Source organism: Streptomyces sp. NPDC058877 (genome assembly GCF_042742855.1).
GTDB lineage: Bacteria > Actinomycetota > Actinomycetes > Streptomycetales > Streptomycetaceae > Streptomyces.
This window is the reverse complement of record NZ_JBHYMF010000344.1, coordinates 1-3,320: the sequence shown is the minus strand read 5'-3', so window position 1 is coordinate 3,320 and position 3,320 is coordinate 1. Positions and strand designations below refer to the sequence as shown.

At 72.1% G+C, this 3,320-nt stretch carries 6 protein-coding genes; 1 reads left to right on the top strand and 5 read right to left on the bottom strand.

The features are described 5' to 3' along the window. Positions 1-48: 48 nt before the first annotated feature. Genes ACFW2Y_RS35240 through ACFW2Y_RS35230 form a run of 3 tightly spaced genes read right to left on the bottom strand, consistent with a single transcriptional unit; the run spans position 49 to position 1,134 of the window. A complete protein-coding gene (locus tag ACFW2Y_RS35240) occupies positions 49-405 on the bottom strand; it encodes an Asp23/Gls24 family envelope stress response protein (RefSeq protein WP_384887667.1) in 357 nt (118 codons plus the stop codon). 18 nt (positions 406-423) lie between these two features. Continuing rightward, positions 424-609, bottom strand: coding sequence for a hypothetical protein (locus ACFW2Y_RS35235; protein ID WP_384887664.1), 186 nt, complete (start codon positions 607-609; stop codon positions 424-426). 39 nt (positions 610-648) lie between these two features. Beyond that, positions 649-1,134 (bottom strand): Asp23/Gls24 family envelope stress response protein, encoded by a 486-nt coding sequence (locus ACFW2Y_RS35230; RefSeq protein WP_384887662.1) that lies wholly within the window; start codon positions 1,132-1,134, stop codon positions 649-651. A 93-nt stretch (positions 1,135-1,227) separates the two neighbouring features. On the opposite strand from ACFW2Y_RS35230, the gene ACFW2Y_RS35225 reads away from it, so the two are divergent. Beyond that, a complete protein-coding gene (locus ACFW2Y_RS35225; RefSeq protein ID WP_384887659.1) occupies positions 1,228-1,908 on the top strand; it encodes a hypothetical protein in 681 nt (226 codons plus the stop codon). 7 nt (positions 1,909-1,915) lie between these two features. On the opposite strand, the gene ACFW2Y_RS35220 is transcribed toward ACFW2Y_RS35225, so the two are convergent. Both ACFW2Y_RS35220 and ACFW2Y_RS35215 read right to left on the bottom strand, forming a co-directional pair. Next, complete coding sequence (locus tag ACFW2Y_RS35220) at positions 1,916-2,716, bottom strand: enoyl-CoA hydratase/isomerase family protein (RefSeq protein ID WP_384887657.1); 801 nt, start codon at positions 2,714-2,716, stop codon at positions 1,916-1,918. A gap of 131 nt (positions 2,717-2,847) precedes the next feature. Next, positions 2,848-3,069: a helix-turn-helix domain-containing protein gene (locus ACFW2Y_RS35215; protein ID WP_006123601.1), complete on the bottom strand. Its 222-nt coding sequence runs from the start codon at positions 3,067-3,069 to the stop codon at positions 2,848-2,850. Between the last annotated feature and the right edge of the window lie 251 nt (positions 3,070-3,320).

Here is a 3,320-nt window from a genome sequence, read left to right as displayed (position 1 = left end):
CCCCGGCGCGGTGTCCCGGGCTCGACGGGTCCGGTTCCTGCGTGGTGGTCATGCGAGGCGGCCCCTCGGCTTCGTGTGTCGGGTGCGTGCGGAGTGGAGGTGCTCGACCTGGACGGCCACCTCGTGGACTTCCAGTCCGACGAGCCGTTCCACCCGGGCCCGCACCCGGCTCCGGACGGCGCCGCACTGTCTGCCGACGTCCGAGGGGTAGTCGAGGTCGAGGCTGACCGAGACGCGGGCGACGTCGCGGTGGACGACGACCGAGGCGTGCGGCTTGGATCCCTCTTCGGGGACCCCGTCGATCGCCTCCCGCGCCGCCTGGGCGGCGATCTTCGCGACGACCCGGTCGGCGATGGTGGTCGCCCCGCGGTCCCGTGTCCGGTCCGCCACCGGGTCGTCTGCCAGCTCCGTCACCACCTCGGGTCACCGCCGCCGATCGCCGCGTCCGCGGAACAGATCGCCCGCTTCGAGGTCTCCGTCGAGGAACCGGCCGGCCACGAAGCCGACCGCCCCGAGGGCCGCGACCAGCAGAAAAGCGCCGAAGCCACCGAAGTATCCGGCGAAGCCGAGAGCCATGCCGGCCAAGAGGCCGACCACTGCCATGCTCATTCCGATTCCCTTCCTGGGCCCCCGTCGGTGTGCCGGCGCCTACTGGAGACGCGGCTCCTGCTCCGTGTCCTCCTCGTCGGGCAGCTTCACGTCGCTGACCGCGATGTTGACCTCGACGACCTCAAGGCCGGTCATCCGCTCCACGGCGGCGATGACGTTCTCCCGGACGTCCCCGGCGACATCGGCGATCGAGACGCCGTAGTCGACGACGATCTCCAGGTCGAGCGCGGTCTGGACTTCGCCGACCTCGGCCTTGACCCCTCGGGTGACGTTCGCCTTGCCGCCCCCCGTGCCCGGGACCCGATCACGGACGGCGCCGAAGGTCCGGGAGAGTCCGCTGCCCATGGCGTGGACGCCGACGACGTCGCGTGCGGCGAGGCCTGCGATCTTCTCCACGACGCCGTCGGCGATCGTGGTCCGGCCGCGGGAGGCCGCCGCCCCGCCGCCCCGCTTGGTCACGGAGGTGCGGCGCGACTCGCGCTGTTCGTCCCTCGTCGAGTCCCCGGAGTGCGTGGTGTCCGTCATGAGTTTTCGCCCCTTCTGGGATATTTCGGGGTTCCTCGCTCACATTAAGGGCGTTTGCCGTTATTCGCCCTGGGGATGCGGCAGGCTGGGGGAATGACGACGGCTGAGGGATGGACTGCTGCGGTACGGGACCTGCTCGCTCCGGGCAGACTGCTGCCGCTCGGGTCGGCCGGGGACCGGGCGTGGATCACCGAGCACGCGGCCCGGCAGGTCCTCGATCCGGCCGCGACAGCGGTGCGGGGGCTGGTGCCGGGCGAACTGCGCTTCGAAGCCGCCCCCGCGGCAGGAGACGGCGGACGGGCCGCCCCGGCTCCACCGGGCGCCCTCGCCCCGGGCCCGCTGCGGATCAGCACCGGCTTCGGGGTGGTGATGGGCGACCGACCGCTGCCGGAACTGGCCGAGGAACTGCGGACCGCCCTGCTCACGGCGGCCCGCGAAGGACTCGGGCTGCCCGTGACGACCGTGGACCTGGAGGTGACGGAGCTGCTCGACGCCGCACCGGCGGAGGTCGGGCCCGCAGCTCCCCCACCGGGCCGCCCCTCCCCGGCCGCAGAGGACGCGACGACGCTCGCGGTGCTGCGGGTCGAGGGCGTGGCGGGCGTGACCGACGCCTGGGGCCCGCCGGTGCACCGCGGCCCGGACGGAGTGCGCGTGGAACTGGCCGTGACGTCCGGCCACCGCCCCCTCGACGTGGCCCGGGCGGTCCGGAAGACCGTGGCCGCAGCCGCCGGCAAGGCGACCGCGGTCACGGTACTGGTGTCGGAGCTGCGCTGAGCGCGGCTCAGTCGCCGAGGCCGGCGAGATCGCGCAGACGACGGGCCTGGGCGGCCCGCTCGGCGACGCGCTGCTCCTCGTAGGAACGGCCGGAAACGCCCTGTAGCAGCGCCTTGGTCTCGGTGACCGCGGCGCGCGGCGCAGCCAGCAGGGCGGCGGCGAGGTCCCGTACCGCCGCGTCGAGCTCCTCGGCGGGCACGGACAGGTTGGCGAGGCCGATGCGCTCGGCCTCCTCCGCGTGCACGAAACGACCGGTGGCGCAGATCTCGAGCGCACGGGCATGACCCACGAGCGAGACGAGCGGGTGGGTACCGGTCAGGTCCGGGACGAGGCCCAAGCTGGTCTCGCGCATGGCGAACTGCACGTCCTCGGCGACGACCCGCAGGTCGCAGGCGAGGGCGAGCTGGAAGCCCGCACCGATGGCGTGACCCTGGACGGCCGCGATCGACACGAGGTCGCTGCGGCGCCACCAGGTGAAAGCCTCCTGGTACTCGGCGATGACCGCATCGAGGTCCTCGTCGGAACCACGGGCGAGGTCCAGGAAGGACGGCTCGCCGTCGAAGCCCTCGGGCGTGAACGCCTGCCGGTCGAGTCCGGCGGAGAAGGACTTGCCCTCGCCGCGCAGGACGACGACCCGCACGCTGCCGGGCAACGACCGACCGGCTTCCGTCAACGCCCGCCACAGAGCGGGAGACTGGGCGTTGCGCTTCGCCGGATTGGTCAGGGCCACCGTGGCAACGGCGTCCTCGACGGTGAGCCGTACACCGTCCTTGTCGAATACGAGCTCAGAGTCGTCGGGCGTGGTCATGGGGCGCCTCCGGTACGGTGCAGCACTGCATGGAACATGCTAAGTGACTGCACAGTAACCACCTGGTCGGCCAAAGGGCCGACCGGGTGCCCACCGGGAGGTCCCGGTGGACCGGTCGAGCCGCCCCGACGTCAGGCCGAGGCCGCCTTCTTGCCCCGTGTCGCCCCGCCGCGTCCACGCAGCGTGACTCCGGACTCACTGAGCATCCGGTGAACGAACCCGTAGGAGCGGCCGGTTTCCTCGGCCAGCGCCCTGATGCTCGCACCGGAGTCGTACTTCTTCTTCAGGTCTGCCGCGAGCTTGTCGCGCGCGGCGCCGGTCACCCGGCTGCCCTTCTTCAGAGTCTCGGCCACCCGTGCCTCCTCATGGGAAGTGCGCTCTGGACTTCTCATGATCACCCCTCTCGGGTCTCCTGGCCACCCATTCGACGAGGTCCGTCCCGCCGGGTTTGTGGACGAGTACGCCGCCCTCACGATCGGAATCCATGATTCCGACGCCCTGGAGGCCCATGGATCGATCGTGGGGCACGGGAATTTCCAGGTCAGCGCCCCGGAGCGAGCGCGCGAGGCGCGGTGCCCGGCCGAAAGGGTTCGACCGGGCACCG

Bases quoted from the DNA above. Each gene is read 5' to 3' on its own strand.
- ACFW2Y_RS35235 (WP_384887664.1), bottom strand. From the start codon at position 609: ATGAGCATGGCAGTGGTCGGCCTCTTGGCCGGCATGGCTCTCGGCTTC.
- ACFW2Y_RS35230 (WP_384887662.1), bottom strand. From the start codon at position 1,134: ATGACGGACACCACGCACTCCGGGGACTCGACGAGGGACGAACAGCGC.
- ACFW2Y_RS35225 (WP_384887659.1), top strand. From the start codon at position 1,228: ATGACGACGGCTGAGGGATGGACTGCTGCGGTACGGGACCTGCTCGCT.
- ACFW2Y_RS35220 (WP_384887657.1), bottom strand. From the start codon at position 2,716: ATGACCACGCCCGACGACTCTGAGCTCGTATTCGACAAGGACGGTGTA.